This is a genomic window from Streptomyces spiralis, assembly GCF_014654675.1.
Lineage (GTDB): Bacteria > Actinomycetota > Actinomycetes > Streptomycetales > Streptomycetaceae > Streptomyces > Streptomyces spiralis.
The window spans coordinates 23,975-48,244 of sequence record NZ_BNBC01000047.1; the positions used below are offsets into that span (position 1 = coordinate 23,975).

The 24,270-nt window shown below is 69.0% G+C and carries 18 protein-coding genes and 1 pseudogene; 14 read left to right on the forward strand and 5 right to left on the reverse strand.

Annotation, left to right across the window (positions count from 1 at the left end; translation table 11 throughout):
- Positions 1–72: 72 nt before the first annotated feature.
- The gene (locus IE318_RS34930) at positions 73–1,065 is read right to left on the reverse strand and encodes a phospholipase D-like domain-containing protein (protein WP_189906817.1); all 993 of its coding nucleotides are present in this window, start codon (positions 1,063–1,065) and stop codon (positions 73–75) included.
- A 526-nt stretch (positions 1,066–1,591) separates the two neighbouring features.
- Between IE318_RS34930 and IE318_RS46710 the strand changes: the two genes are divergently transcribed.
- Positions 1,592–1,969, forward strand: a complete 378-nt coding sequence (locus tag IE318_RS46710) for a pentapeptide repeat-containing protein (RefSeq protein WP_373311373.1) — start codon at positions 1,592–1,594, stop codon at positions 1,967–1,969.
- Between the two features lie 1,123 nt (positions 1,970–3,092).
- On the opposite strand, the gene IE318_RS34940 is transcribed toward IE318_RS46710, so the two are convergent.
- The gene (locus tag IE318_RS34940; RefSeq protein WP_189906819.1) at positions 3,093–4,007 is read right to left on the reverse strand and encodes a YceI family protein; all 915 of its coding nucleotides are present in this window, start codon (positions 4,005–4,007) and stop codon (positions 3,093–3,095) included.
- A 422-nt stretch (positions 4,008–4,429) separates the two neighbouring features.
- On the opposite strand from IE318_RS34940, the gene IE318_RS45530 reads away from it, so the two are divergent.
- Positions 4,430–4,819, forward strand: coding sequence for a RipA family octameric membrane protein (locus tag IE318_RS45530; protein WP_229903950.1), 390 nt, complete (start codon positions 4,430–4,432; stop codon positions 4,817–4,819).
- A gap of 118 nt (positions 4,820–4,937) precedes the next feature.
- Here the strand turns inward: IE318_RS45530 and IE318_RS34950 are convergent, their stop codons facing one another.
- Positions 4,938–5,792, reverse strand: coding sequence for a S1 family peptidase (locus tag IE318_RS34950; protein WP_189906821.1), 855 nt, complete (start codon positions 5,790–5,792; stop codon positions 4,938–4,940).
- Positions 5,793–5,953: 161 nt separating this feature from the next.
- Between IE318_RS34950 and IE318_RS34955 the strand changes: the two genes are divergently transcribed.
- The 9 genes and pseudogenes from IE318_RS34955 (at position 5,954) to IE318_RS34995 (ending at position 18,390) form a co-directional block, all read left to right on the forward strand.
- A complete protein-coding gene (locus tag IE318_RS34955) occupies positions 5,954–6,262 on the forward strand; it encodes a hypothetical protein (RefSeq protein ID WP_189906823.1) in 309 nt (102 codons plus the stop codon).
- A 337-nt stretch (positions 6,263–6,599) separates the two neighbouring features.
- A complete protein-coding gene (gene fusA / locus IE318_RS34960) occupies positions 6,600–8,711 on the forward strand; it encodes an elongation factor G (protein ID WP_229903951.1) in 2,112 nt (703 codons plus the stop codon).
- 368 nt (positions 8,712–9,079) lie between these two features.
- The gene (locus IE318_RS34965) at positions 9,080–10,396 is read left to right on the forward strand and encodes an ABC transporter substrate-binding protein (RefSeq protein WP_189906825.1); all 1,317 of its coding nucleotides are present in this window, start codon (positions 9,080–9,082) and stop codon (positions 10,394–10,396) included.
- A 5-nt stretch (positions 10,397–10,401) separates the two neighbouring features.
- Positions 10,402–11,388 carry a carbohydrate ABC transporter permease gene (locus IE318_RS34970; RefSeq protein ID WP_030174919.1) on the forward strand — a complete coding sequence of 329 codons (987 nt, stop codon included), beginning with the start codon at positions 10,402–10,404 and terminating at the stop codon, positions 11,386–11,388.
- 76 nt (positions 11,389–11,464) lie between these two features.
- A complete protein-coding gene (locus tag IE318_RS34975) occupies positions 11,465–12,304 on the forward strand; it encodes a carbohydrate ABC transporter permease (RefSeq protein ID WP_189906883.1) in 840 nt (279 codons plus the stop codon).
- 29 nt (positions 12,305–12,333) lie between these two features.
- Positions 12,334–13,692 (forward strand): GH1 family beta-glucosidase, encoded by a 1,359-nt coding sequence (locus IE318_RS34980; RefSeq protein WP_189906827.1) that lies wholly within the window; start codon positions 12,334–12,336, stop codon positions 13,690–13,692.
- 278 nt (positions 13,693–13,970) lie between these two features.
- Positions 13,971–15,800 carry a pectate lyase-like domain-containing protein gene (locus IE318_RS34985; protein WP_229903952.1) on the forward strand — a complete coding sequence of 610 codons (1,830 nt, stop codon included), beginning with the start codon at positions 13,971–13,973 and terminating at the stop codon, positions 15,798–15,800.
- Between the two features lie 212 nt (positions 15,801–16,012).
- Positions 16,013–16,335, forward strand: a pseudogene (locus IE318_RS34990) (glycoside hydrolase family 16 protein); the annotation flags it as partial.
- 168 nt (positions 16,336–16,503) lie between these two features.
- Positions 16,504–18,390: a DUF2075 domain-containing protein gene (locus IE318_RS34995; RefSeq protein ID WP_189906829.1), complete on the forward strand. Its 1,887-nt coding sequence runs from the start codon at positions 16,504–16,506 to the stop codon at positions 18,388–18,390.
- A gap of 22 nt (positions 18,391–18,412) precedes the next feature.
- Here the strand turns inward: IE318_RS34995 and IE318_RS35000 are convergent, their stop codons facing one another.
- Both IE318_RS35000 and IE318_RS45535 read right to left on the reverse strand, forming a co-directional pair.
- Positions 18,413–18,781, reverse strand: coding sequence for a hypothetical protein (locus IE318_RS35000; RefSeq protein WP_189906830.1), 369 nt, complete (start codon positions 18,779–18,781; stop codon positions 18,413–18,415).
- Positions 18,782–18,821: 40 nt separating this feature from the next.
- Complete coding sequence (locus IE318_RS45535) at positions 18,822–20,624, reverse strand: HNH endonuclease (protein WP_229903953.1); 1,803 nt, start codon at positions 20,622–20,624, stop codon at positions 18,822–18,824.
- 513 nt (positions 20,625–21,137) lie between these two features.
- Between IE318_RS45535 and IE318_RS35010 the strand changes: the two genes are divergently transcribed.
- From IE318_RS35010 to IE318_RS35020, 3 genes are all read left to right on the forward strand, one after another.
- Entirely contained in the window at positions 21,138–22,832 is a 1,695-nt protein-coding gene (locus IE318_RS35010) for a PASTA domain-containing protein (RefSeq protein WP_189906832.1), read from the forward strand.
- Between the two features lie 121 nt (positions 22,833–22,953).
- A complete protein-coding gene (locus IE318_RS35015) occupies positions 22,954–23,493 on the forward strand; it encodes a hypothetical protein (protein WP_189906834.1) in 540 nt (179 codons plus the stop codon).
- Between the two features lie 83 nt (positions 23,494–23,576).
- On the forward strand, positions 23,577–24,269 hold the full coding sequence (locus IE318_RS35020; RefSeq protein ID WP_189906836.1) for a hypothetical protein: 693 nt from the start codon (positions 23,577–23,579) through the stop codon (positions 24,267–24,269).
- Position 24,270 lies beyond the last annotated feature (1 nt).

Genomic DNA, 24,270 nt, shown 5'->3' on the forward strand with positions numbered 1-24,270 from the left:
ACCTGGGCACCGCCGCAGGAGTGGGCATCGGCGCGGGTGCGAGGTCATCGGCGCTGAGTCACCGATTCGCCATCATGCGGGAGTGCCGCCCGAGTAGTCGCTGTTGAAGGTGGTCTCGACGGTGGTGGCCACGGGCTCGGCGACGCCCGTACCCGTGAGGACGATTCCCAGCTCTCTGTTGTTGTCCAGCGAGTTGCTGCTGATGTTCATGGAGCCGACCTCCACTTTCTGGGTGGACAGGCCGTAGTCGGCGACCATCGCCTTGGCGTGGATGTAGAAGCCGTTGGGGTCGGAGTAGCCGACGACCTTGCCGCCCGCCGCCTTGATGGCGGACACCTGGCTGGAGTAACTGGACGGGCTCTCCAGTACCACCCGCACGGCCACGCCCGCCTTGGCCCGGGCCACGATGGCGTTGACCACCGTGCTGTCGCTGAACTCCAGTTCTTCGACGTCGAGTTCGGAGGTGGCGCCGTTGATGACGGACAGCAGCCGGTTGCGGGAGTCGGTGGGGGACCAGAGCAGGTGGTCACCGTCGGTGGGGGTGATCGAGGTGCCGGTGTAGTCGGCGTTGAACACCTTCTCGATCGAGGCGACATCTCGGGTGTCGTCGTCGAACACGCCGTAGTCACGGCTGGTCGTGTAGTACTGCGAGGTGAGGTTGCCCGTCATGATCAGGGACTTCACGCCGTCCACCGTGATGGTCTTCTGGTGCGTGTAGACGAAGGCGGACGGCGACCACACCACACCGACACCCGCGCTGCTCAGGGCGTTGTACGCCGAGCTGTTGGCGGTCTTGTGCTGGCGGTCCAGGATGACCCGGACCGTGACGCCCTTGTTCTTCAGTGCTATGAGGTCGTTGACGGCGGTGGTGTCCTCCAGCTCGTACATGGTCATGTCGAGTGTGGTGGTGGCCGAGTTGATGAAGTCGTAGACGGTGGGCTGGCTGCCGCTCTGCGAGAAGGCGAACGCGGAGTATTCGGCGGCGTTCGCGGGGAGGGCGGTGGCCACCACCGCGGCACCGGCGGCCAGGGCGACACCGGCACGGCCGAGGACCTTCCACAGCATGCTTGACTCCTAGTCGAGTTGACACTGGCGGAGCACGACGCGTGCATGACACCACGCGCGTAGAACGCTGTGGAGGGTCAGCTTGGTGAACATGGCGTGAGCGACCGGCCGTTGCAACGGACATTACGGACGTCGTGCAGGTCGGAGCCGGTGCAAGGGACTTCCTCGAAATGGCAAAAGCTTCCTATGACCTCATGCGGCAGGGCATCGCCTACGCCTCCTTGCCCTTGCCGGTGCTCTTGTCCTTGCCCGTCCCCGTACGCAGAAGTGCGCCTCCCACGAGGAAGAACACCGATACGACGGACACCGCCCACGGGGCTCCATTCGTGGACAACTCCGGGTCCGGGAACATGCCGGAGGCGGCCAGGGCGAGGAGGGTGCCGGTGGTCAGCGGGCCCGTCCCGGGAGGCATGGGAGCCGCTGTCCGCCAGCGCCTGCGCGGGATCCACAGGCGCAGCAGATCGGCGAGGATCGCCGCGGCCACCAGTCGCGTGCCGATCCTGAACCACAGGGGTGCCGTCGCGTCCTGTTCGCCTACGCCCGCGATCGCGGTCATCGTGAAGAAGACGATGGGGACCAGCCAGCCGAGGCCGGCCCGGACCCCGGGCACCGGCTCCGGCCGGGCTCCGTAGGCGGTCTTCGGCCCGCTGACCTTCGCCAGGCTGACCTTGGTCGGGCTGACCTTGGTCGGGCTGACCTTGGTCGGGCTGACCTTGGTCGGGTCGGCCTGCGTCAGGCTGACTTCCGGGCGCGTCGCTGCGCTCGTGCGCCGTTCGGAGTCCGAGGGGCCGCGGGGGGACGGGACGGCCGGCAGGGACGGTGCGTCCGGGAGCGGGCGCAGCGCGCGGGTCTGGGCGCGGCGGACCCGGCGGCCCGCATCGCCGTACTGGTCCATATGCGCTGAAAGTTGTGCCTGAAGCGCGAGCAACTGCTCCGCCATCGCGTCGAACTCGGCGCGGCGTTCGGCGGCGCGGTCCGCCGCCTCCCGGTGGTCGTCGGCCAGTCGGTCCAGGGCCTCGGCGTGCGCCTGTACGGCTTCGGCGCGTGCGGCTTCCGCGGTGCGCGGTGCCTGGGCCAGCTCCTGCTGGAGCCGCTTCCGCTCCGCTTCGATGATCTCGGCGATGCGGTGCCGCTCGTCCGGCGGCAGCTCACGCGGGGCGCGGGCCTCGGCGCGGGCCGCCGCGGACTGGCGCCACGCCAAGAGCGGCCGGCCCCGGTGCTCTCCGATGCCGTTGATGTGGACCTTGCCGCCCTTGGTGCGGTGGATGTACAGGACCTCGCCGCCCTTGCCGCTCTGCGCCTTGCCCCAGCTGACGCGGTCGAAGTCGGCCGCGGTCCGGATGCCCTGGGCCGCGAGGTCGCGGATGAGGCCGGCGCCGATGCCGTTCACCTGGCTCGCGGTGAGATACGTGCTGCCGAGCATGCGTTCGATGGACTCGCGGCGCAGCACCGCGAGGGCCCGCTTCTCCTGGCTCTCGCGCTTGCCGTCCAGTCCGTCGAGCTGCCGGCTGAGTGAGGTCTCCTGACGGACCTGCCGTTCGCGGATGCGCTGCAGTGCTTTGCCGTGTGCCGCCTCGGCGCGGTCGCGGTCGCGTGCCTCCCGGTTCAGGCGGCGCCGGTCGGCGAGTTCGAAGGCGCGTCGCCTGTCGAGGAGACGGCGCAGTGCGCGGATGGACTCGATGACACGGCGGCGCTCGGCGCGTACCTCTGCGGGCGAGAGGGTGGTGGCCGGCGGGACGGGAGCGGACTCGTCCCGCCGCGTGGTCGTACTGTCGATCAATGGTGCTCTTTCCGCGGGCGGGTGTCGGAGGCCGTGGCCTGGGGCGGGGTGCCGGGGGAGGCGCGGGGTGCGCCGTCCACCGATGGCTTGCTGCCACAGAGATCGACTCGCACGCGGGTGCGAAGGTTGTACGTGCCACCACACGGGAGCGGGAAAGTTCCGCGCGACCGCGCGATTTCCCGAAGCGCGCCCCAGGGCGGGGCGCGGCCACACAGCTCTCCGTTGGGCGCGCAGGAGCGGCCGCAGCCTACTCCGGCGGTGTGGGCGTCTCGGGGGTGCGGTACATCGCCTGGATGTCCAGCTCCAGTTGCACGGTCGGTCCGACGACCGCGATGCCGCGGGCCAGCATGGAACGCCAGTTGAGGGTGAAGTCCTCGCGGTGCAGCTCCGCCTTCGCCAGTGCCGCGCAGCGCAGTTCCTGCTCGTAACCGCCGTTCACCGTACCGAGGTACGTCGTGTCCAGGCCCACGGAACGGCTGGTGCCGTGCATGGTGAGCGTGCCGTGCAGCGTCCACTTGGAGCCGCCGCGGTAGACGAACCGGTTGCTGACGAAGTCGATGTACGGATAGCGCTCGACGTCGAGGAAGTCGGCGGAACGCAGGTGGTTGTCACGGGTCCTGTTGCCCGTGGCGATGCTGGAGGCGTCGATGCGCACCGACACCTGGGAGTCGGCCATGTCCGGTGCGACGCGGATGCCGCCGTCGAAACGGGTGAAACGGCCGTGGACGTGGGCCATGCCCACATGCTTGGCGATGAACCGGATCGCGGTGTGCGGCGGGTCGAACAACCAGGTTCCGGGGGCCGGGAGTTCGAGCTGACGGGCGGGCAGCAGCGCGATGCGCGCGGGGGAGAGGGCGACTCCGGCGGCTATGTCGACGCTGTTGCGCGCGGGTGTCAGTCCCTCCGCGGTGGCCATCACGCTGTAGGAGCCCGGCGGCAGCGTCGCCATGAACAGGCCGTACGGATCGGTGGTGCCACGGGCGAGGACGCGGTGGCTGTCCACCGCGGTCACCGTGACCTCGGCACCGCCCATGGGCTGTCCCATGGGATCGACGACTTCACAGCCGTATGCACCCGCGCCGGCCGGCAGGGGTACCGACAGGCCCGACGCGGCACCGGAAGCGCTGCGGGAACGCCGACGTCGGAGCAGCCCGAGGGGCATGCTGTTCACCTTTCTTCACGCGTGTCACCACTGCGAGGCCCGCTCATGTGTCGGCGTTCGTGATCGCCGAGATCTTCCAGAGGCTGGTTGCAGGCGCGATGAGATCAACTCTTCAACGATCATAGGGCAGCCGGTGTGGAGTACTGCTTCACCGGTGCCGGACGTGTGACAGGCCCCGATGAGGCCCTTGATCACCGCGAATGGCCGTAATCATGGGCCCCGCCGCTATGTCTCGGGCGCGTTGCTTTGCATCGCTGCTGTGGCGAACGACACTCGAACTCCCGCAAGTTTCACGAGCGACTCGTGATTTCGTCACACACACCACACATCGACCGCCCCGGGTGCCACCACGGCGCCGCGCCGGAGGCTGGACGGGAGGCGGACGCAGGTCCCGCTTCGGTGAACCGGTTGCCGCCGGTGCGATGTGCCGACACCGTGATCTGCGCCGCCGTTGGTTCGGCGGACTGCTCCGAGCCGACGCGCGCTACCAGGAGGTGGTGTTCGAGCAGTGCGAGCTGTGCGTGGAGATGGCCGACCGCGTCAGTGCACGCCGGAGCCTGGCCAACACGTTCTTCCTGTCGCTCAACAGCGCGGTGGCCGCGGTCGTTGTCGCCGTGTGGGAGGGCGAGGGCTCGAGCGGCCGGGGCGGCGGCACCGCCGACACGGTCCTCGCGGCCCGCGCGACGGGCATCCCGGTGGACGTCGTCCAGTGCCGCTTCGTCGGTCTCCGCGGCGTGGCCGGCGGGCCCGTCACCGTGGGGCGCGGAGCGGTACCCCGAGCAGCGCCTCGTCGCGATGCGTCTCGCGGGTGACCTTTGTGCTCAGACCGGTCGCGGGACAGTGCCGTCGGCCCTCGCCGCCCGTCGGCGGCGAGGGCCGTGGCCGGAACCGGAACGTTTCGATTCCGGCCGCGGGCTGATGTGTGCCGCCTCAGAGCAGGCTGACCCCATAGGCGCTCAGCGCCTCGGTGACCGGCTGGAAGAACGTGGTGCCGCCGGAGGTGCAGTCGCCGCTGCCTCCGGAGGTCAGACCGATGGCCTTGTTGCCGTCGTACAGCGGGCCGCCGGAGTCGCCGCCCTCGGCGCACACCGTGGTCTGGATCAGGCCGTAGACCGTGCCGCCGCCCTTGCTGTAGCGGACGGTGGCGTTCAGCGCGGTGACCCTGCCGGAGTGCACGCCGGTGGTGGAGCCGTCACGAGTCACGGTCTCGCCCACGTAGGCGTCCGCGGCGGTGTACCCGCCGGAGTGGCTGAGCGAGGTGTTGTCGTAGCGCACCAGGGCGTAGTCGTCACCCGGGAAGCTGTAGCCGACGTTGCTGCCGATGAGGGTGTTGCGGTTCTGGTCGGCGTACCAGGTGCTGACGTCCTTGGCGCAGTGGCCGGCTGTCAGGAAGTAGTACGTCCCGTTCTTGACCACGTTGAAGCCGAGCGAGCAGCGGTACAGATAGCGGCCGCCGACGCCCCAGATGGCATCGCCGGGACCGACCTTCGGGCTGAAGGTGCCGGCGGTCCGTTCGACGCGCACCGCGTCCCCGTAGCGCGCCGCGGTCTGCTTGAGTGTGGCGAGGTCGGCGCGCGAGACCGTGCTGTCGGCGGTCACGAACAATCTGCCCTGCTTGTCGTAGCCCCAGGAGATGCCCTCGATCCCCGTCGCGTCGACCGCGGAGGCGGCGCTCTTGGCCTGCTGCGCGGGGCTCGGGGCGGCCTGTGCGGGCCCTGCCAGGGCGCCGGCGGCGATCAGGGCGGACGCTATCGCGGTGGCGAAGGTGGTGCGCTTGAACCTCAAGACGGCCTCCTCAGGCGTCAGCAAGGATTGACGGCAGGAACACGACGGGTTACGTCGTGTTCCTGCCAAGCCGAGTATTCTGGCCGGCTCCCCGAAGGCACAAGAGAACGTAATGAACTGTCCAAGTCGCGGAGTTGAGCGGGCGTCACGGACGCTGTGAGATGCCTGCACGTGTGGACGGTCGGCTGCCCGCGCTCCACCGGGACGACAAGGTGTCGATATTGGTCGAGGCGGACCGCGGGACGTGCTCGGACCGGCCGCTTCTGTCGGCGCTCGTGGCCGCACGAGGAAACCGGGTGCATCCGCTGTACGCCGACGTGCTGGACCACCGGGACCGCCCGGTTCCTGCTCCCGAGGAGGCACAGGCCTCGTGGGAGGAGGATCTGCGCAGGCATCGCCGGGACCGGAGACTTCAGGGCGGGCAGTTCGTGATCACAAATTCCGGTGCTTCGCGTCTCGTGCTTCCCTAGACTCGTTCGTACCGCGCCGCTCGCGTCGAGCGTGCGCACCTGACCAGTTGAGGGGAGCCGACCATGCGTGCCCGCACCGCAGTCGTCGTTCCCCCGTCACGCTTCGACGTGATCCTGGTGTCCTCGGGGCTCCGGTGCCCGCTGCGCGGCCGGTACCGGATGCCCGTGTCGAGGGTCTGACTTCGCTTCAAACGACAGGTTGAGTGCCCGGCCGCCCGTATCGATGGTGTCCGGGTGCGTGTGCCGGCGTGCCTACAGGCCCTCACGCCCCCCACGCCTGCCCTCGCACGGCGAATCGCGCTGCCCTTTTCCCCGTCGTATCGAAAGGCCACGCGCCGTGCGTACCAACCGCACCACCGACAACGTTCCCGCCAACCCTTTGGCCGCCGTCCGCAACCTGGGCATCCTCGCCCACGTCGACGCCGGCAAGACGACCGTCACGGAGCGGATCCTGTACGCCACCGGCACCACTCACAAGCGGGGTGAGGTGCACGACGGGACCACCGTCACCGACTTCGATCCCCAGGAACGGGATCGCGGCATCACCATCTTCGCCGCGGCCGTGAGCTGTGCCTGGGACGGGTGTTGGATCAACCTGATCGACACCCCCGGGCACGTCGACTTCGCGGACGAGGTGGAGCGTTCGCTGCGGGTGCTGGACGGGGCCGTGGCCGTGTTCGACGCGGTCGCCGGGGTGGAGCCGCAGAGCGAGTCGGTGTGGCGGCAGGCCGACCGGCACGGGGTGCCGCGGATCGCGTTCGTGAACAAGATGGACCGGGCCGGGGCCGATCTCGACGCCGCCGTGGCGTCCATCCGGGAACGGTTGCATCCGGCCCCGCTGGTCGTGCAACTGCCCATCGGGGCGGAGGACGGCTTCGTCGGCGTGGTGGACCTCGTGCGCATGCGCGCGCTGGTCTGGTCCGAAGAGAGCGAAGCGGCCGAGGTCCGCCCTGTGCCGGACGGCCTGCGTGACGAAGCCCTGCTTCGGCGCCGGCTGCTGGAGGAGGCCGTGGCCGAGCGTCACGCGGCGGCGCTGGAGGAGTTCTGCGAGAGGGAGACGCTCAGCGCCGCCACCCTCGCCTCCGCGCTGCGCGATCTGACCCGCACCGGTGACGGTGTCGTCGTGCTGTGCGGCTCCGCCTACCGCAACCGCGGGATCGAGCCGCTGCTCGACGCCGTCGTTGCCTACCTGCCGTCGCCGCTCGACGTGCCCGCCGTTCGCGGGACGTGGGACGGCACCGAGCAGGAGCGGGCCGCCGACCCGGCGGCTCCGTTCGCCGCGCTCGCCTTTAAGGTGAACGCCACCGCCACCGGGCGGCTGACCTACCTCCGCGTCTGTTCCGGAACGATCGAGAAAGGAGCCACCGTGTGGGACGCGACCGCACGCCTTACCGAGCGCATCGGGCGGATCCTGCGCGTGCAGGCCGACCGCCACGCTCCGCTCGAACGCGCGCTCGCCGGGGACATCGTGGCCGTGGTCGGGCTGAAGTCCGCCCGGGCCGGCTCGACCCTCTGCGACGCCGGTGCTCCGCTCGTCCTGGAGCCGCCGAACGTCGCCGAGCCCGTGGTCTCCGTGGCCGTGGAGGCTCGTCGCAGGGCTGACGCCGACCGGCTCGCCTCCGCGCTCGGCCGGCTCACCGAGGAGGATCCGTCCCTGGTGGTGCGGACCGACCCCGAGACCGGTCAGACCGTGCTCTCCGGCATGGGGGAGCTGCACCTGGAGGTGGCCGTGGAGAAGCTGCGCCAGGCACAGGGGATCGACGTCAGCGTCGGCCGGCCTCGAGTGGCCCTCCGGGAGACCGTGGTGCGCGGGGTGTCCGGCGTGCTCTACCGGCACGTCAAACAGGACGGCGGCGCCGGACAGTTCGCCCACGTGCTGCTGGACGTCGAGCCCGTCGAGCCCGTCGAGTCCGTCGAGCCCGCGGAGAGCAGCGACAGCGGCTTCGCCTTCCGGTCCGTCGTCGTCGGCGGCCGCGTACCGCAGGAGTACATCCGTGCGGTCGAGGCCGGCTGCCGTGACGCCCTCGCCGAGGGGCCGCTCGGCGGTCATCCGGTGACCGGGCTGCGGGTCACCCTGACCGACGGCGCGACGCATCCCAAGGACTCCTCGGAGATGGCCTTCCGCACGGCCGGCAGGCTCGGTCTGCGCGAGGCGCTGCGCGTCTGTGCGATGCGTCTGCTGGAGCCGGTCGTCGAGGTCACGGTGACCGTTCCCGAGGAGGCGGTGGGCGGCGTACTGGGTGACCTGGCCGCGCGGCGTGGCCGGGTCTCGGGGCAGGCCGCCCGCGCGGGAACCGCGGTGGTCACCGCCACCGTCCCGCTGGCCGAGCTCTTCGGTTACGCGACCCGACTGCGCAGCCGTACCCAGGGCCGGGGCACCTTCACCACCCGTCCTGCCGGGTACGCCCCCGCGCCGGGGGCCGTCCCGAGCCCGGCGCCCGCCGGATAGCCGTACGTCCGCTGCCGGACGGCGGTTCTCGGCGGGCCGGTCCCTCCCGCCGCTCCGGGGGAGGGGCCGGCCCCCAGGCCGGGAGGGACCGGCCCAGACCGGGGAGAGACTGGCCCCCGGCCTGGGAGGAACTGGCCCCCGGCCCGAGGAGGGACCGGACCCCACGCCAACGCACCGCTCACAGCCCCCGGTTGCCCACTCTCCGTAGCATTCGCCACCCCCACCGATTCCCCCCTGCCGCAACCCTTGACGGACTTCCGTCGAAGGGTTTAACTCACGTCCTAAATTAAGCCGTGAGGGTGCTTCACGAGTTGAACGGTCGAACGCTCCCTCTGGTTCTCCACTCCCGGAAAGGGACACCAGGAGCCATGCGCAGCATCCGAGCCGCGGCCGTAGGCGCCGTCACCTTGTCTCTCGCCCTTGCCGCCTCGGCCTGCGGAGGCGGTTCGTCAACGGGCGGCGGGTCCAACGACTCGCCGAAGACGCTCACGTACTGGGCCTCCAACCAGGGCGCCAGCATCGAGGTCGACAAGAAGGTCCTCCAGCCCGAGCTCGACAAGTTCGAGAAGCAGTACGGGATCAAGGTGAAGCTGGAGGTCGTGCCCTGGTCGGATCTGCTCAACCGGATCCTGACCGCCACCACGTCCGGTCAGGGACCCGACGTCCTCAACATCGGCAACACCTGGAGCGCGTCGCTCCAGGCCACCGGTGCGCTGCTGCCGTGGGACGCGAAGAACTTCGCGAAGATCGGCGGCAAGGACCGCTTCGTCGACTCCGCCCTCGGCTCCACCGGTGTCCAGGGCCAGGACCCGGCCGCTGTACCGCTGTACTCGATGGCGTACGCGCTCTACTACAACAAGAAGATCTTCGCCGACGCCGGGATCGCCAAGCCGCCCGCCACCTGGGACGAGCTGGTCGCCGACGGGAAGAAGATCCAGGCCAAGGGCAAGCAGGTCATCGGGGCCGAGGGGGCCAACGTCTCCGAGAACATCCACCACGTCTTCGTCTTCGCCAAGCAGCACGGCGCCGACTTCTTCACCGCCGACGGCAAGCCCGACTTCACCAACGACGGAGTGGTCGCCGCCGTCAAGCAGTACGTCGACCTGATGGCCAAGGACAAGGTCATCCCGCAGGGCAACGCCGAGTACGCGCAGAACCAGTCGGTGAGCGACTTCGCCAAGGGGAAGACGGCGATGCTGCTGTGGCAGTCGGCCTCCGCCAACCTCAAGTCCCAGGGGATGAGCGAGGACGCCTACGGCATCGCCCCGGTGCCCGTTCGGTCCGGCACCCCCGGCACCGGCACCCAGGTCAACTCGATGGTCGCCGGCATCAACATGGCCGTCTTCAAGAACAGCCACAACCTCGACGGCGCCACGAAGTTCGTGAAGTTCATGACCAGCGACGACGAGCAGAAGATCCTCAACAAGGCCTACAGCTCGATCCCGCCGGTCAAGTCCGCCCAGGCGGACCCCTCGTTCAACACCCCGGCCAACGCCGTGCTGAAGAACACCCTGGCCACCAGCGCCGCCGCGCTGCCCCAGGTCGCCCAGGAGTCCCAGTTCGAGACGACCGTCGGTACGGCCGTCAAGGAGCTGTTCGCCGATGCCGCCGCCGGACGCGCGGTCACCACCGACTCGGTGAAGGCCAAGCTCGAAAAGGCCCAGCAGCAGATGCCGGCGAAGTGAGCACGATGACCACCACCACCGCCGTCAAGGAGACGGTGGGCACCACGGCCCCCGGTGCGGCGCCCACCCCGCGCCGCACCGGGCGGCTGAGGCGCATCGGACTGCCGTACCTGCTGCTCCTGCCCGCCCTGCTCCTCGAACTCCTGGTCCACCTCGTCCCGATGGTCATCGGCGTCGTGATGAGCTTCAAGGAGCTCACCCAGTTCTACATCCGCGACTGGGGCAGCGCCCCCTGGTCCGGCCTCGGCAACTACAAGGTGTCGGTGGACTTCGACGCCCCCGTCGGCGAGGCCCTGCTCCACTCCTTCTTCGTCACCGTCGGCTTCACCCTGCTGTCGGTCGGCCTGTGCTGGCTGATCGGTACGACCGCGGCGATCTACATGCAGGACACCTTCCGCGGCCGGGGCCTGCTGCGCGCGCTGTTCCTGGTGCCGTACGCGCTCCCCGTCTACACGGCCGTCATCACCTGGGTGTTCATGTTCCAGCACGACAACGGCCTGGTGAACCACGTCCTGCACGACCAGCTGCACCTCACCGACAAGCCGTCCTTCTGGCTGATCGGCGACAACAGCTTCGTCGCGCTGCTCGTGGTGTCGGTGTGGAAGGGCTGGCCGTTCGCCTTCCTGATCATCATGGCCGGGCTGCAGAACATCCCACGGGAGCTGTACGAGGCGGCCGCGCTGGACGGCGCCGGGATGTGGCAGCAGATCCGCCGCATCACCCTGCCGTCCCTCCGCCCGGTCAACCAGGTGCTCGTCCTGGTGCTGTTCCTGTGGACCTTCAACGACTTCAACACGCCGTACGTCCTGTTCGGCAGGGCCGCACCCGAGGCCGCGGACCTCATCTCGGTCCACATCTACCAGGCCTCGTTCGTCACCTGGAACTTCGGCACCGGCTCCGCGATGTCCGTCCTGCTGCTGCTCTTCCTGCTGGTGGTGACGGGCGCGTACCTGCTGCTCACCTCGCGCGGACGGAGGACCTCCGATGTCTGACTCCATCCGGTCCTCCTACAGGTCCTCCTACCAGTCCTCCGGCCCGTCCTCCCAGCAGACCTCCTTCAGGTCCCCGATGGCCCCGCCGCGCTCCTTCCTCTGGTCCCGGCGGATCTTCCTCACGCTGCTCACCGGGTTCGTCCTGGTGCCGGTGTACGTCATGGTCTCCAGCTCCCTGAAGCCGCTGGCGGACGTCACGGGCAAGTTCCGCTGGCTGCCGAGCGGCCTGACGATCCGCCCGTACATCGACATCTGGTCGACGGTCCCGCTGGCGAGGTACTTCGTGAACTCGCTGATCGTGGCGGGCGCGGCGACGGTCTGCTCGGTGGTGATCGCGGTCTTCGCCGCCTACGCCGTGAGCCGCTACAACTTCCGCGGCAAGCGCGTCTTCACCGTCACCGTGCTGTCCACCCAGATGTTCCCGGGCATCCTCTTCCTCCTCCCGCTGTTCCTCCTCTACGTCAACATCGGCAACGCCACCGGCATCGCCCTGTTCGGCTCCCGCGGCGGCCTGATCCTGACGTACCTCACCTTCTCCCTCCCGTTCTCCATCTGGATGCTGATCGGCTACTTCGACTCGGTGCCGCGCGACCTGGACGAGGCGGCACTCGTGGACGGCTGCGGGCCGCTCGGCGCGCTGTTCCGCGTCGTCGTGCCGGCCGCGGTCCCCGGCATCGTCGCCGTCGCCGTCTACGCCTTCATGACCGCCTGGGGCGAGGTGCTCTTCGCCTCCGTGATGACCAACGACACCACCCGCACGCTCGCCGTGGGCCTGCAGGGCTACTCCACGCTCAACGACGTGTACTGGAACCAGATCATGGCCGCCTCGCTCGTCGTCAGCGTCCCCGTGGTCGCCGGATTCCTGCTGCTGCAGCGCTACCTCGTCGCCGGGCTGACGGCAGGTGCCGTCAAGTGACCAACCGCTTTGATCCCGAAGGGACTTCTGTGACCATCGATCTCGCCGCGCTCCCGCACGACTTCCTGTGGGGCACGGCCACAGCGGCGTACCAGATCGAGGGGGCCGTCGACGAGGACGGCCGTACGCCCTCGATCTGGGACACTTTCTCGCACACCCCCGGGAAGGTCGCGAACGACGACAACGGCGACGTCGCCTGCGACCACTACCACCGCTGGCGCGAGGACATCGCACTGATGCGCCGCCTGGGCGCCAACGCCTACCGGCTGTCCATCGCCTGGCCGCGCGTCGTGCCCGGCGGCGACGGCCCGGTGAACCCCAAGGGGCTCGCCTTCTACGACCGGTTGATCGACGCCCTGCTGGAAGCGGGCATCACCCCGTCCGTCACCCTCTACCACTGGGACCTCCCGCAGGTCCTCCAGGACCGCGGCGGCTGGCCCGAGCGGGCGACCGCCGAGCACTTCGCCGCCTACGCCTCGGTGGTCGCCGAACGCCTGGGCGACCGGGTCACCCACTGGGCCACCCTCAACGAGCCGTCCTGCTCGGCGTGGATCGGCCACCTCGAGGGCAAGATGGCCCCCGGCCTCACCGACCTGACGTCGGCCGTCCGCGCCTCGTACCACCTCCTGCTCGGCCACGGCCTGGCCGTACGGGCGATCCGCGCCGCCGCCCCGAACGCCCGGATCGGCATCGTCAACAACCTCTCCACGGTCCACCCCGCCACCGACCGCCCCGAAGACCTGGCGGCCGCCCGCCGCCACGACGGCCACGTCAACCGCTGGTGGCTGGACCCGGTGCACGGCCGCGGCTTCCCCGCCGACATGCGCGAGGTCTACGGCGTCGACCTCCCCGAACGCTCCGGCGACGCGGAGACCATCGCCGCCCCCCTGGACTGGCTGGGCCTCAACTACTACTTCCCGGCGTACGTCGAGGACGACCCAACCGGCCCGGCACCCCACGCCCGCTCGGTACGCCGCCCGGACGTGCCGCGCACCGGCATGGACTGGGAGATCGACGCGAACGGCATCGAATCCCTGCTCCTGCGCCTCACCGACGACTACGGTGCCCGCAAGCTCTACGTCACCGAGAACGGCTCCGCCTTCCCGGACGTCGTCCGCCCCGACGGCACCATCGACGACCCCCAGCGCCAGGACTACCTCGTCCAGCACCTGGCCGCCTGCGCCTCCGCCGCCCGCAAGGGTGCCCCCCTGGCCGGCTACTTCGCCTGGTCCCTCTTGGACAACTTCGAATGGGCCTACGGCTACGACAAGCGTTTCGGCCTCGTCCACGTCGACTACACCACCCAGACCCGCACCATCAAGGGCACCGGCCACCGGTACGCGGACATCGTCCGCGCCCACCGTGCCGGAGGACGCCGGGCCGCCTGAGCCCGGCCCGGACGGCCGGGGGCACGGGTGGGGGAACCCGTGCCCCCGGTACGCACCACTCCGAGGTTGCCGGGGCACGGCAGATTGCCCGTTCTCCACGAGCGACGACCAGGACCCCGGCTCGTCCGCACGGCAACGGGCCGTGAAGCGCGGCCTGTCATCGATGCGGACGTATTGACGCTGCACACCTGCGGTGATTCATCTCATGGCTGAGAGCGCTCTCTCGCGCTTGGGGCCAGCCGCGATTCCGTTTACCCAATGCCTTCTCAGGGAGAGCCGTGTCTGTGATTCCCTCTCGTCGTGCCCTGCTCCGCGGGGCGGCGGCCGCTGCCGCAGCGGTGCCGCTGGCCGGCGCAACCGCAGGATCCGCCTTCGCGTCGTCCTCCGCCTCCGCCGCCGGCTCGGGCGGCCACGGTGCCGTCGGCCACGGGACGGCCGGTCTCGGGCCGAACGTCCTGGTCTTCGACACGTCGATGGGCGACGCGGCGATCCAGGCGCAGATCGACGCCGTGTTCGCCGTCCAGCAGTCCAACCAGTTCGGCACCGAGCGCTACGCCCTGGCGTTCAAGCCGGGCACGTACAACGTCGAGATCAACGTCGGCTTCTACACCCACGTCCTGGGGCTCGGCGTCAGCCCTGAGGACGTCGTGATCAACGGTCATGTGACCGTCGACGCCCAGTGGTTCGGCGGCAACGGCACCCAGGACTTCTGGCGGGCAGCCGAGAACCTGACCATCGTGCCGCCGGACGGGCTGGATCGCTGGGCCGTCGCCCAGGCCGCGCCCATGCGGCGCGTCCACGTCAAGGGCGACATGATCCTCATGCCGAGCCCGCCCGGCAACGGGTGGTCCAGTGGCGGCTTCCTGGCCGACAGCGTGGTGGACGGCCAGATCAACTCGGGCTCGCAGCAGCAGTGGCTGTCGCGCAACGACACCATCGGCAGATGGACGGGCGCCAACTGGAACATGGTCTTCGTCGGCGTCCAGGGCGCACCCGCCACGTCCTTCCCGACCCCGCCCTACACGACCGTGGACCGCACGCCGGTGGTCCGGGAGAAGCCGTTCCTGACCGTGGACCGGCGCGGGGCGTACCACGTCTTCGTGCCCGCGTTGCGCCGCAACAGCACCGGCACCTCCTGGGCCGGCGGGCCGGCCGCCGGCCACAGCATCCCGCTGACCGAGTTCCACGTCGCACAGCCGGGCGACTCCGCCGCGAGCATCAACGCGGCGCTCGCTCGCGGCAAGCACCTCCTGCTCACCCCGGGCATCTACCCGCTCTCCGCGCCGCTGCGGGTCTCCCGGCCCGGCACCGTCGTTCTCGGCCTCGGTCTGGCCACCCTCCAGGCCGTCAAGGACAACTCGCTCATCGAGGTCGCCGACATCGGCGACGTCTCCGTGGCCGGCGTGATCCTCGAGGCCGCCTCCGCCGGCTCCCCCGTGCTGCTGCGCGTCGGCGACGGCCACACCCGCAAGAACCACGCGCACCAGCCCACCGCGCTCTTCGACGTCTTCCCGCGCATCGGCGGCGCGGTACCCGGCGGCACCGAGGTCAGCATCCAGATCGACAGCAACGACGTGATCGTCGACCACGTCTGGGCCTGGCGTGCCGACCACGGCCTCGACGGCACGGTCGGCTGGTCGGTCAATCCCGCGGGCGTCGGCTTCCTCGTCAACGGCGACCGGGTCACCACCTACGGCCTGTTCGTCGAGCACCACCAGAACTACGAGGTGCTCTGGAACGGCAACCAGGGCCGCACCTACTTCTTCCAGAACGAGCACCCCTACGACGTCCCGACGCAGTCGGCCTGGAAGCACGGCAGCACCAACGGCTACGCCGCCTACAAGGTCGGCGACCACGTCACCGAGCACCACGCCTGGGGTCTTGGCAGCTACGCCTACTTCAACCTCAACGCGAACATCTACACCGACCGCGCCTACGAGGTCCCCGACACCCCGGGCGTCGTCTTCACCTCGCTGATGACCGTCTGCCTCAACGGCGCGGGCGGCGGCGGCATCCTGCACTGCATCAACAACTCGGGCGACCCCGTCGAGAACGGCTTCGGAACCTACAACATGAAGTCGTACTCGAACGGCGTCGGGATGGTCTGACCTGCCCCAGGTGTTGACGCCTACACGGCGCACTCCGCCCACACCGCCTGCCGGGCCGCCGCCGGCGCGGGGACTCCAGCCGCCTTGCTCGGCCAAGGCCTCGACAAGCAGGAGCCCGCGCCCGCCGTCGCGCGGGCCGGGCTCCGAGGTGTGGGCGGCCAGACGAGGGAGGCGAAGGGTCGCGGCCGCTCGGCCGAGGGCAACTCGGCACCCGCCGGCCGTATCCCAACGGCGGCACGTCGGACCAGTGGCACACCTACGCCGTCGAGTGGACCCTGATGGCGATGCGCTTTTACGTCGACGACCGCTCGGTCCATGCGACCACCCGCAACATCCTCGAGTCCACGCGCGACCCGTGGGTCTATGACCACCGCCAGTACGTAATCCTCAACCTCCCCCTCGGGGGACGCGTATGCGGCCGGTTGGAACAAGGTGACAAGCCTACTGGGGGCTGCCGCAGTCGAGTGTGGACAAGGTCGCGGGTGAGGGAGTGGGAACTGAGGTGGATTGGACGCGGGTGGAGCAGAAGGGCTGATGAGCTCACATCGTACGAAGGTCGATCACCTCCCCCCACCAAACGACAGCCAGGTATTCTTGATCGCATCGTCATAGCGGCCCGACGGGCTTCCGCTCCACCTCGGTGGAGTCTCGAAGGACACGCCCCCACCCGCACGAGCTACTTCGTGCTGCCTGGGGGAAGTCCTTGCTGTTCCGCGAGTCCGCACACGCGATCGCCGCCAGAGCGCTGGACAGTTCGCTGTACCTCCACCTCACCGAGCAATTCGTCCACATGCACGGATACCGCCCCGGCACCTCCGAGGTCCGTTCCTGGGAGCGGAGCATCCCGGCACTGGCGGGCGTACTCAACGACGCAGGACTCGGTGACGTGGAGGTGATGCTGGAGTACGCCCTCCCGCTGAACAGCAAGCGCGCCGACGCGATCCTCGCCGGGGTGCACCCCGCCACAGGCGAGCCGTCGTATGTCGTCGTCGAGCTGAAGCAGTGGAGCCAGGCCGAGCCGGACGAGGACGACCCGCTGTTGTGCAGGATCGACGCCTACGCGCACCCTGTCCTCAACCCCATCGAGCAGGTACGCCGCTACTGCGAGTACCTCGTCAACTTCAACGGCGCGGTCGCCGAGCACCCGGACCGGGTCAGCGGCGTGGCGTACCTGCACAACGCCACTGAGTTCGGCGTAGGTGGTCTACGCGCGATCGAAACAGACGACCGCGGCCAGTTGTTCACGGGCGAGCGGCGCGGCGCGTTCATCGACCATCTCCGCACCAAGCTCAGCGACAAGTTGCCCGGCGCCCGCGCGGCCGACGAACTCCAGGCGGGGCGGACAATCCCGTCGAAGCAGCTGATGTCGGTCGCGGCCCAGGAGGTGCGCGAGCGCGAGCAGTTCGTGCTACTGGACGAGCAGCAGGTCGCCTACCGCCTGGTGCTGAACGCCATACGCAAGGCCAAGCAGTCCGACCACAAGGAGGTCGTGGTCGTCACCGGAGGCCCTGGTACCGGCAAGAGCGTCATCGCGCTCTCCCTGCTCGGGGAGCTGTACCGGCAGGGTGTCCCGGCGCTGCACGCCACGGGCTCGCAATCGTTCACCAAGACGATGCGCAAGGTCGCCGGCACCCGCAAGCGTGAGGTGCAGGACCTCTTCAAGTACTTCAACAGCTTCATGACGGCCGAGAAGAACACCCTCGACGTCCTGATCTGCGACGAGGCCCACCGCATCCGTGAGACCTCCGCCAACCGCTACACCCCGGCGGCCCATCGCACCGGTAAGCGGCAGATCGACGAACTCATCGATGTGGCCCGCGTCCCCGTCTTCCTCCTGGATGAACACCAGGTCGTGCGCCCTGGCGAGATGGGCACGGTGGAAGACATCAAGACGGCCGCGGCGGCCAAGGGGCTCGAGTGCCACGTAGTACCGCTGGAGAGCCAGTTCCGCTGCGGCGGCAGCGACGCGTACCTGCGCTGGGTCGTACGCCTCCTGGGCCTGCAGCCCGGCGGCCCGGTGGTCTGGGAACCGGACGACCGCATGCAGTTGTTGGTCGCCGACAGCCCCCAGGAGATGGAGGCGTTCCTCCAGGCCCGCCGGGGCCAGGGCTACGGCGCGCGCATGTCCGCCGGCTACTGCTGGCCCTGGTCCCCCGAACCCAAGCCCGGCCAACCGCTCCCGGCCGATGTGGTCATCGGCGACTGGGCCCGCCCATGGAACCTCCGCGGCGACCGGGCCATCTCCGGCGCCCCGCCGTCCGCCCTGTGGGCCACCGACCCGGCCGGTTTCGGTCAGGTCGGCTGCGTCTACACCGCTCAGGGCTTCGAGTACGACTGGTCCGGCGTGATCATCGGTCCCGACCTCGTCTGGCGCCGGGACCGCTGGATCACGGACCGCACTCGGTCCAAGGATCAGGTCTTCAAGAAGTCGACCTCCGACGCCGACGTCGACCGCCTCATCCGCAACACCTACAAGGTGCTGCTCACCCGCGGCCTGATCGGCACGATCCTGTACTCCACGGACCCGGAGACACGCGAGAAGTTGCGAGAACTGACGGGCAGGATGACACGGGAGGCGGCGCCTGCCTGACGGACGGATCGCGTTCAGGTGCTCAGGTGATGGCGGGAGCCCAGGCAGGCCGATCCTGCCGGGCTCTGCGCAGGAAACGGTCTACATCGAATCCGTGTTCGCTGAGCCGGTACCGAGCCGTCTCCAAGTGATGTTCCCCGAAGAGGTGCCGATACCATGGCAGGAGAACGAACGCTTCCACGCTCAGCTCAAGACGGCCACTTTCCCACAACGTGGTGAACCCGTCGGAGGCGTTGGCGCCGCCTAGGAGCTGCTTGGCCGCTCCTACTCCGCCCAGGTCCCCCAACATCTGCGCGAACCGTGTCGGGTTGTACCCGATCTCACGCTTGAGGCGTTCGGCGCCCTTGCGCATGTCGTCGTGGAACTTGAGTTCTGCTTCGTCGCTCGCCATGCCCTGTCCTCCGAATCCCAGCTGACACCCGCGTGGCACGTTATTGCTGCGTAATTCTGTTGAATTCGCAGAGTGTTCGGTGATAGTGCAGATATGCCTCATCGATCTGATGGTCGGTGCGCCGGTTAAGGCGTCCCAGGGAATCACCTCCATGTGTATGCCGCACAAAGCCGTCGACGTCGATGAAGATCTCAAGACCGTCGAAGAGAACGTGGTGGTTGGGGCACAGGCAGAGCAGGTTCGACAGTTCGTCCGGACCGTCATGTGGAGTCCCGAGGCCGCGGATGTGGGCAGCCTCACTGTAGGGCCTGCGCTTGTACTGGAGCCGGGTCTCGCATACCTGGCAGGCATGGCCGTACAGTTCCTTGACCTGGTTGGCGATCGCGGCGTTGCGAACCAGTCGTGAGGAGGTGGATTCCCGGCGCGCGGTCGGGCCAGCCGCTCGCTCCGCCGCGGCGCTTTCCCCGCCGTGGCCGTTCTCGTCTTCATCGAGCAGGCCATCGGCCGAGGTGTATCCGGCGAGGCCCACCTGACTGAGCAACTCACGCTGATCGACATCGTCAAGGTATGTGCTGCACAGCTTGGCCACGGCCTCGAGCCGCGTAAGAGGGTCCTTCAACAGTTCGGCGCTTGCATGGGTGAGGCCTGCGACGGGCTGGACCCTGTTGAAGATGCCCACCTGCGGCATGGGGCCGGCGTCGCTCTGTATCCCATGGACCTCCCAGAGGCCGCTGCGCTGCATGTGCCAGAAGGGATACTCAGGAGTGACCTTGGAGCCAGGCAGTCCGAATTCGGCCAGGAGCGGACTCACCTCGGCACGAAAACAGGACCACGGAGCCAGGCGCGGCTTGCCTGCTGCGATCCGGGATACCGCCCACAGGAGAGACAATGGTTGGTGACGGCTGGGAGCCTTGCTCTCTGAGTGACGGTGAGTGTTGAGAGAGCCGATCCGATCCAGCAACCCCCTTGCGGTGAACTCGGGAGACGCGGCTGGGAGCGGTGTCCGAGGCTCGGGAGGAACCAGTTGACGCCTTCCCGGCAGGAGTTGGGCAACGCCACTGTATTTCTCGGCGGACCGCAGAGTAAGGCTTCGCAGGGGTACGGGTACGTCTAGTTGACGTAGCACCGGCGCGGCAAGAACCGGGGTGGGGAACTCCTCGAGTTCCCCCAGAGCCATGATGTGTTCCCATGTGTCCTGATCCTCGTTGCTTCCCCAGACCTTTTGTGCCACAGGCCTGCTGGTGAACAGATGAAGGATGCGGGCGCGAGCGATGAAATGATTCTCCGCATAAAAGAGCACGTCGTCGCCGACGCGACGGTTCCGCAGAGCTCTCACTTTTTCGTTGTTGGTTTGCGTCGTGGGGGTGGACCCCCACAGGCGAGCGATCCCATCCGGGTACAAGGCGGTCAGCGCATCCGCCTGCTCGCCAAGTGCATCCCTGATGTCTGCGAGGCGAATGCCTCGCCGTACCGACTTGGCGAAGTTCTGCGTGCCGCGGTCCCGGACCCCGCCGCGAGGCTGGAGGACCAACTGCGGCGGCACCTGCGCCGGCCGGTCTGCAACGGTGGTTCCGTCCGTCACGGTGAAGCCGAGCGCATGCAGCCGATGTGCCACTGTGCGCGCACCCCCACTGAAGTCATCCGCCGACAGCAGGCTGCCGACTGAGTACAGATGCGCTACGCCCGCGATGGCCTTCGAGTCATAGTGATTTCCGTTCAACACCAGTTCGTACGTCGTTGCTCGGCCGAAGCCGTGCCGACGGAGAAACGTTTCACGTCCAAGGCGCCGACACTCGTCAACCGCGGCCAGCACGCCTGCCCGCGTGACATCCCCAAGTCCCATGCCCGGGAGCGTAGTAGGACAGTATGACAATCGCTGATCCATGGCGAACCTTGGCGCCCTTCCCCCGTAGCCCTCAGCCGGGGCCGCCCTGGGTCTCCAGGCCGAGGGTGACAGCTATATGAGGGTCGAGCGCCTACCCGCGGCTGGGTGAAGTTCATCGCATGACGTCCAACACCCGCTCCGAGGCATCGGTGAAGGGCACCTTTGCCGGCCGCCGCCCCAGCTCCACCGACGGCTTGCGTCGGCCGGTGGTCTGGCACGTAACCGGGTACCGCCCGACGAGTTGGAGGGACCGGGCCTCGGCCGGGACGGGGCCTGCCCCTCGTCGCGGTGTACGCCGCGCGCTGGAGGCGCGAGGTACTTGACGCCTACGCCAAGACGGTGCGGGCCGACGTCGCGTGTCGTCGAGCGGCTCCCTGATTGATCGTTCAGGGCATTCCTGCAGGTCACGGTTGTCACACAGAACTCTCGCCTGTGTCCGGGTGGGCAGCCGGCAGCCGCTAACATCCCCGCATGTCCGAAAGTGCCGCGCGGCGCCTGCTGCGGAACGACTCGCGCACCGTGAGGGTGGCAGGCAAAGAGACCGTCGTGCTTCCGATCGGCAAGGCGAAGGCTCTGCTGCAGGCCCTCCGGGCCGGGGAGACGGTGCTGGCCCTCTACAAAGAAGGGCTCTTTTACGCCGCGCTGACCGAGGATGCCCTCATCCTCCTCCGGGGAAGCGGTCCGCAGCGGGTTTCGAGGCCTCTGGTCATTCTGAAACCAGCCCAGGGTGTACCTCCTCGGGTGGACGTGTCCGTGGAGGGACGGCGCATCAGCCTGTGGGGGTCGCAGCTCGACCCGTCCGGGACGCTTCTCGAAGGGGCCGGAGTCCCGGCGACCGATCCACTGACCGAGGACCGGCGTACCGCCAGGGCCGCAGCCGGGGAAAGCGTCTCCCTGCCCGACAGTCACAAGAAGGTGCTGCTGGAAGAACTCGAGCCAGGCGAAACCGTCCGCTCGATCTACCACGACGGTTGGGGCTACGCCGTGCTCACCGGCAACGGCCTCGTCCTTCTCCGTAGTCTTCTGGCGCCCAAGGCGACCCGTGTCGGCCTGCCTCTACGGATCCTCCGCCGCGCTCACGGCATGTTCGACTCCGTCGAGGTCCTCATCGACGGTAAACCGCACAAGCTGCACGGCTCGAAGCTGGACCCGAAAGGAGAACTCCTCGAGACACAGGGAGAAATCCTGCCTCCCGAATCTCCTGTGCGGCCCAGCAGCGGAACGCGCTTCTCCACCTGGATACGACGACACCCCGTCCTCGTTTCCCTGGTGGCGGGGGGAGTGCTGGCCGCCGGCCTGTACTCGAACTCCACCCAGATCGGCCCCAAGTCCGTGGCGTCCGCGGAACGCACGTCGGTCGTCGCGGACTTCACCGGGTCCTCTCTCACCGCCGCGACTGCGAGGGCTCGCCTGCATTCCTGGCAGACGGTGTCGGCGGCCGACGCCTCCTCCGCCTACCGGCCGGTGACGTCCACGACGAGCGGGTGGCAGGTCTGCTTCCAAAGTCCGTCCCCTGCCGAGACAGTCCGTCCATCGGCCAGGACACTGACTCTGTACGCGGTCCCGGAGCAGGAGGAGTGCCCGACTCGCCTGCACGGCCCCCGTCGGGCCGTCATGCCGGCCCTCGTGGGCGACAGGTACGACGACGCCTCCCGCGCCCTCGACGACCTCGGCCTCGATGGTGTGATCGTCCTCCACGCCCATACCGGCAAGCGTCTGGACGACGAACCGAAGGATATGGCCGACTGGCGGGTGTGCCGGCAGCAGCCGCAGCCCGACACCGAGGTCGAGACGTGGACGCGGATCGAGCTGTGGCTGATCGGCTCCGGAGACCCCTGCGCCGAACCCAGCCCGAAGCCCGAACCCAAGCCGAAGCCAAAACCCAAGCCCAAGCCCAAGCCGCGCCCCCGGCCCTCCTACGGCACCGCCTCTGGTGGCGGGACCAGCACTGGAAGTTCGACCGGCAGCGTCGGCGGTTCCACCAGCGGTGGGTCCTCCGGCGGCTCGGGCGGTGGTACCGGTGGCAGCGGAGGAAGTCAGGCGGGTGTCCAGTTCGGGCAGTACTGCTCCCCCGTGGGCGCCACCGCGGTGACTGCCGACGGACGGCCTGCGAAGTGCTTCATGGGCAAGGACGGCAACGCCCGCTGGGGGTACAACTCCGGGTGACAGGAGGTGGCACCATCACGCGATCAGGTGACATCGTCCGGCATGGGCACAAGCGGTGGGGGCGGCTCGTTCGACGCGGTGAGGGGATCTTCCTGCTCATCGGGAATCGAAGGAGACGCGCATGGGACTGTCATTCCACCGGAACGACGACGGCACCGTGACCGGTCGGAACGAGGACACGGGGTTCACCGTGACACTGGCCGAGGAGGAAGAGGTCAAGCGGCAGTTGTACGAGGACGCCGGCTGGGAGTACACGCCTCCGCCTCCGCCGGTCCCACCGGGTTTTCACCGGTTCTGCCTGATGGACGATTCCTTCGACGCCGGCGGGTTCCAGGACGTGCGGTACGCGGCCCTGCGGGCGCATCCGCCCGAGGGCTGTGTACCGGCCGACAGGGGTGGCTTCGCCCTGGAGTGCGAGCGTCCGGGGAGGTCGCTGTTGGACGCCGTGGCCGGCACGATCGCCGAGATCCGCCGTGAGCACGGGCTCGTGATGAACAGCCTGGGCATCGAGAAACCCCAGGAATGGCTCGGCGACGACAGGAACGGCCACCCGGCGCAGGTCGTGGCGCACCTGCTGCTGACGGCCGCTCACCGTGCCTCCTTGCTCGGATACGGTCGCAAGGACCTGGTCCGGCTGCTGGACGCGGCGGGCGTCGTGTAGGGACCGCTCGGCCTGGGCGCCGGGGTGTGGGAATCGGAGCGCCGCGCATCGTGTAAGGGCCGTGCGTGGAAGGATGCCGCACCATGAGCGCGTCGCCGGCGGTACGGAGTGTGCGTGCCCTGGTGTTCGCCGCGGTGTGTGTGCTGCTCGCCGCCGCTGGACACGGGCTCGCCATGGGGGACATGCCGTCGTTGTGGGCCGACGGCGCCGGCTTCCTCGGCGTCTTCGCCGCCGGGTGGCTGCTGGGAGGCAGGGAGCGGTCCCTGCCCGGGATCGGCGCGACGATGCTCGCCACCCAGGCGTGCCTGCATGTCGCCTTCGATGCGGCGCGGCCCCGGACGGCATATACGGGAGGGCGCGGCGGCTCCTTTCCTGCCATGCCGTCGATGGCGTCCATGCCTGTGTCCGCCCACGGTCCGGACAGCGCCGCCGCGAACGGCATGCACACGGTCTTCGCTCACGCCCACGCCTTGCCCTTACCGGCGATGCCCACACACGAGCTCAGCCGGCACGCCGTAGCCGCTCACGTCCTGGCCGCGCTGGTCGCTTCCTGGTGGCTGCGGCGCGGTGAGGCGGCGCTGTGGTCGGTGCTGCGCCGGGCCGTCGCCGGCGTCCCGCGCCTCGCGTCCTGGTGGCGGAGCGTGCACGTGCCGCTGCCCGCACCGGCTGTGCGCGGCTGCCGCGCCTTCGCCGTGGCCTCCCCGCCGTCCGCCCTCCTGCTGCGGCACGCCGTGATTCGTCGCGGTCCGCCGGCCCGGATCCCGTACCCCGTCTGAA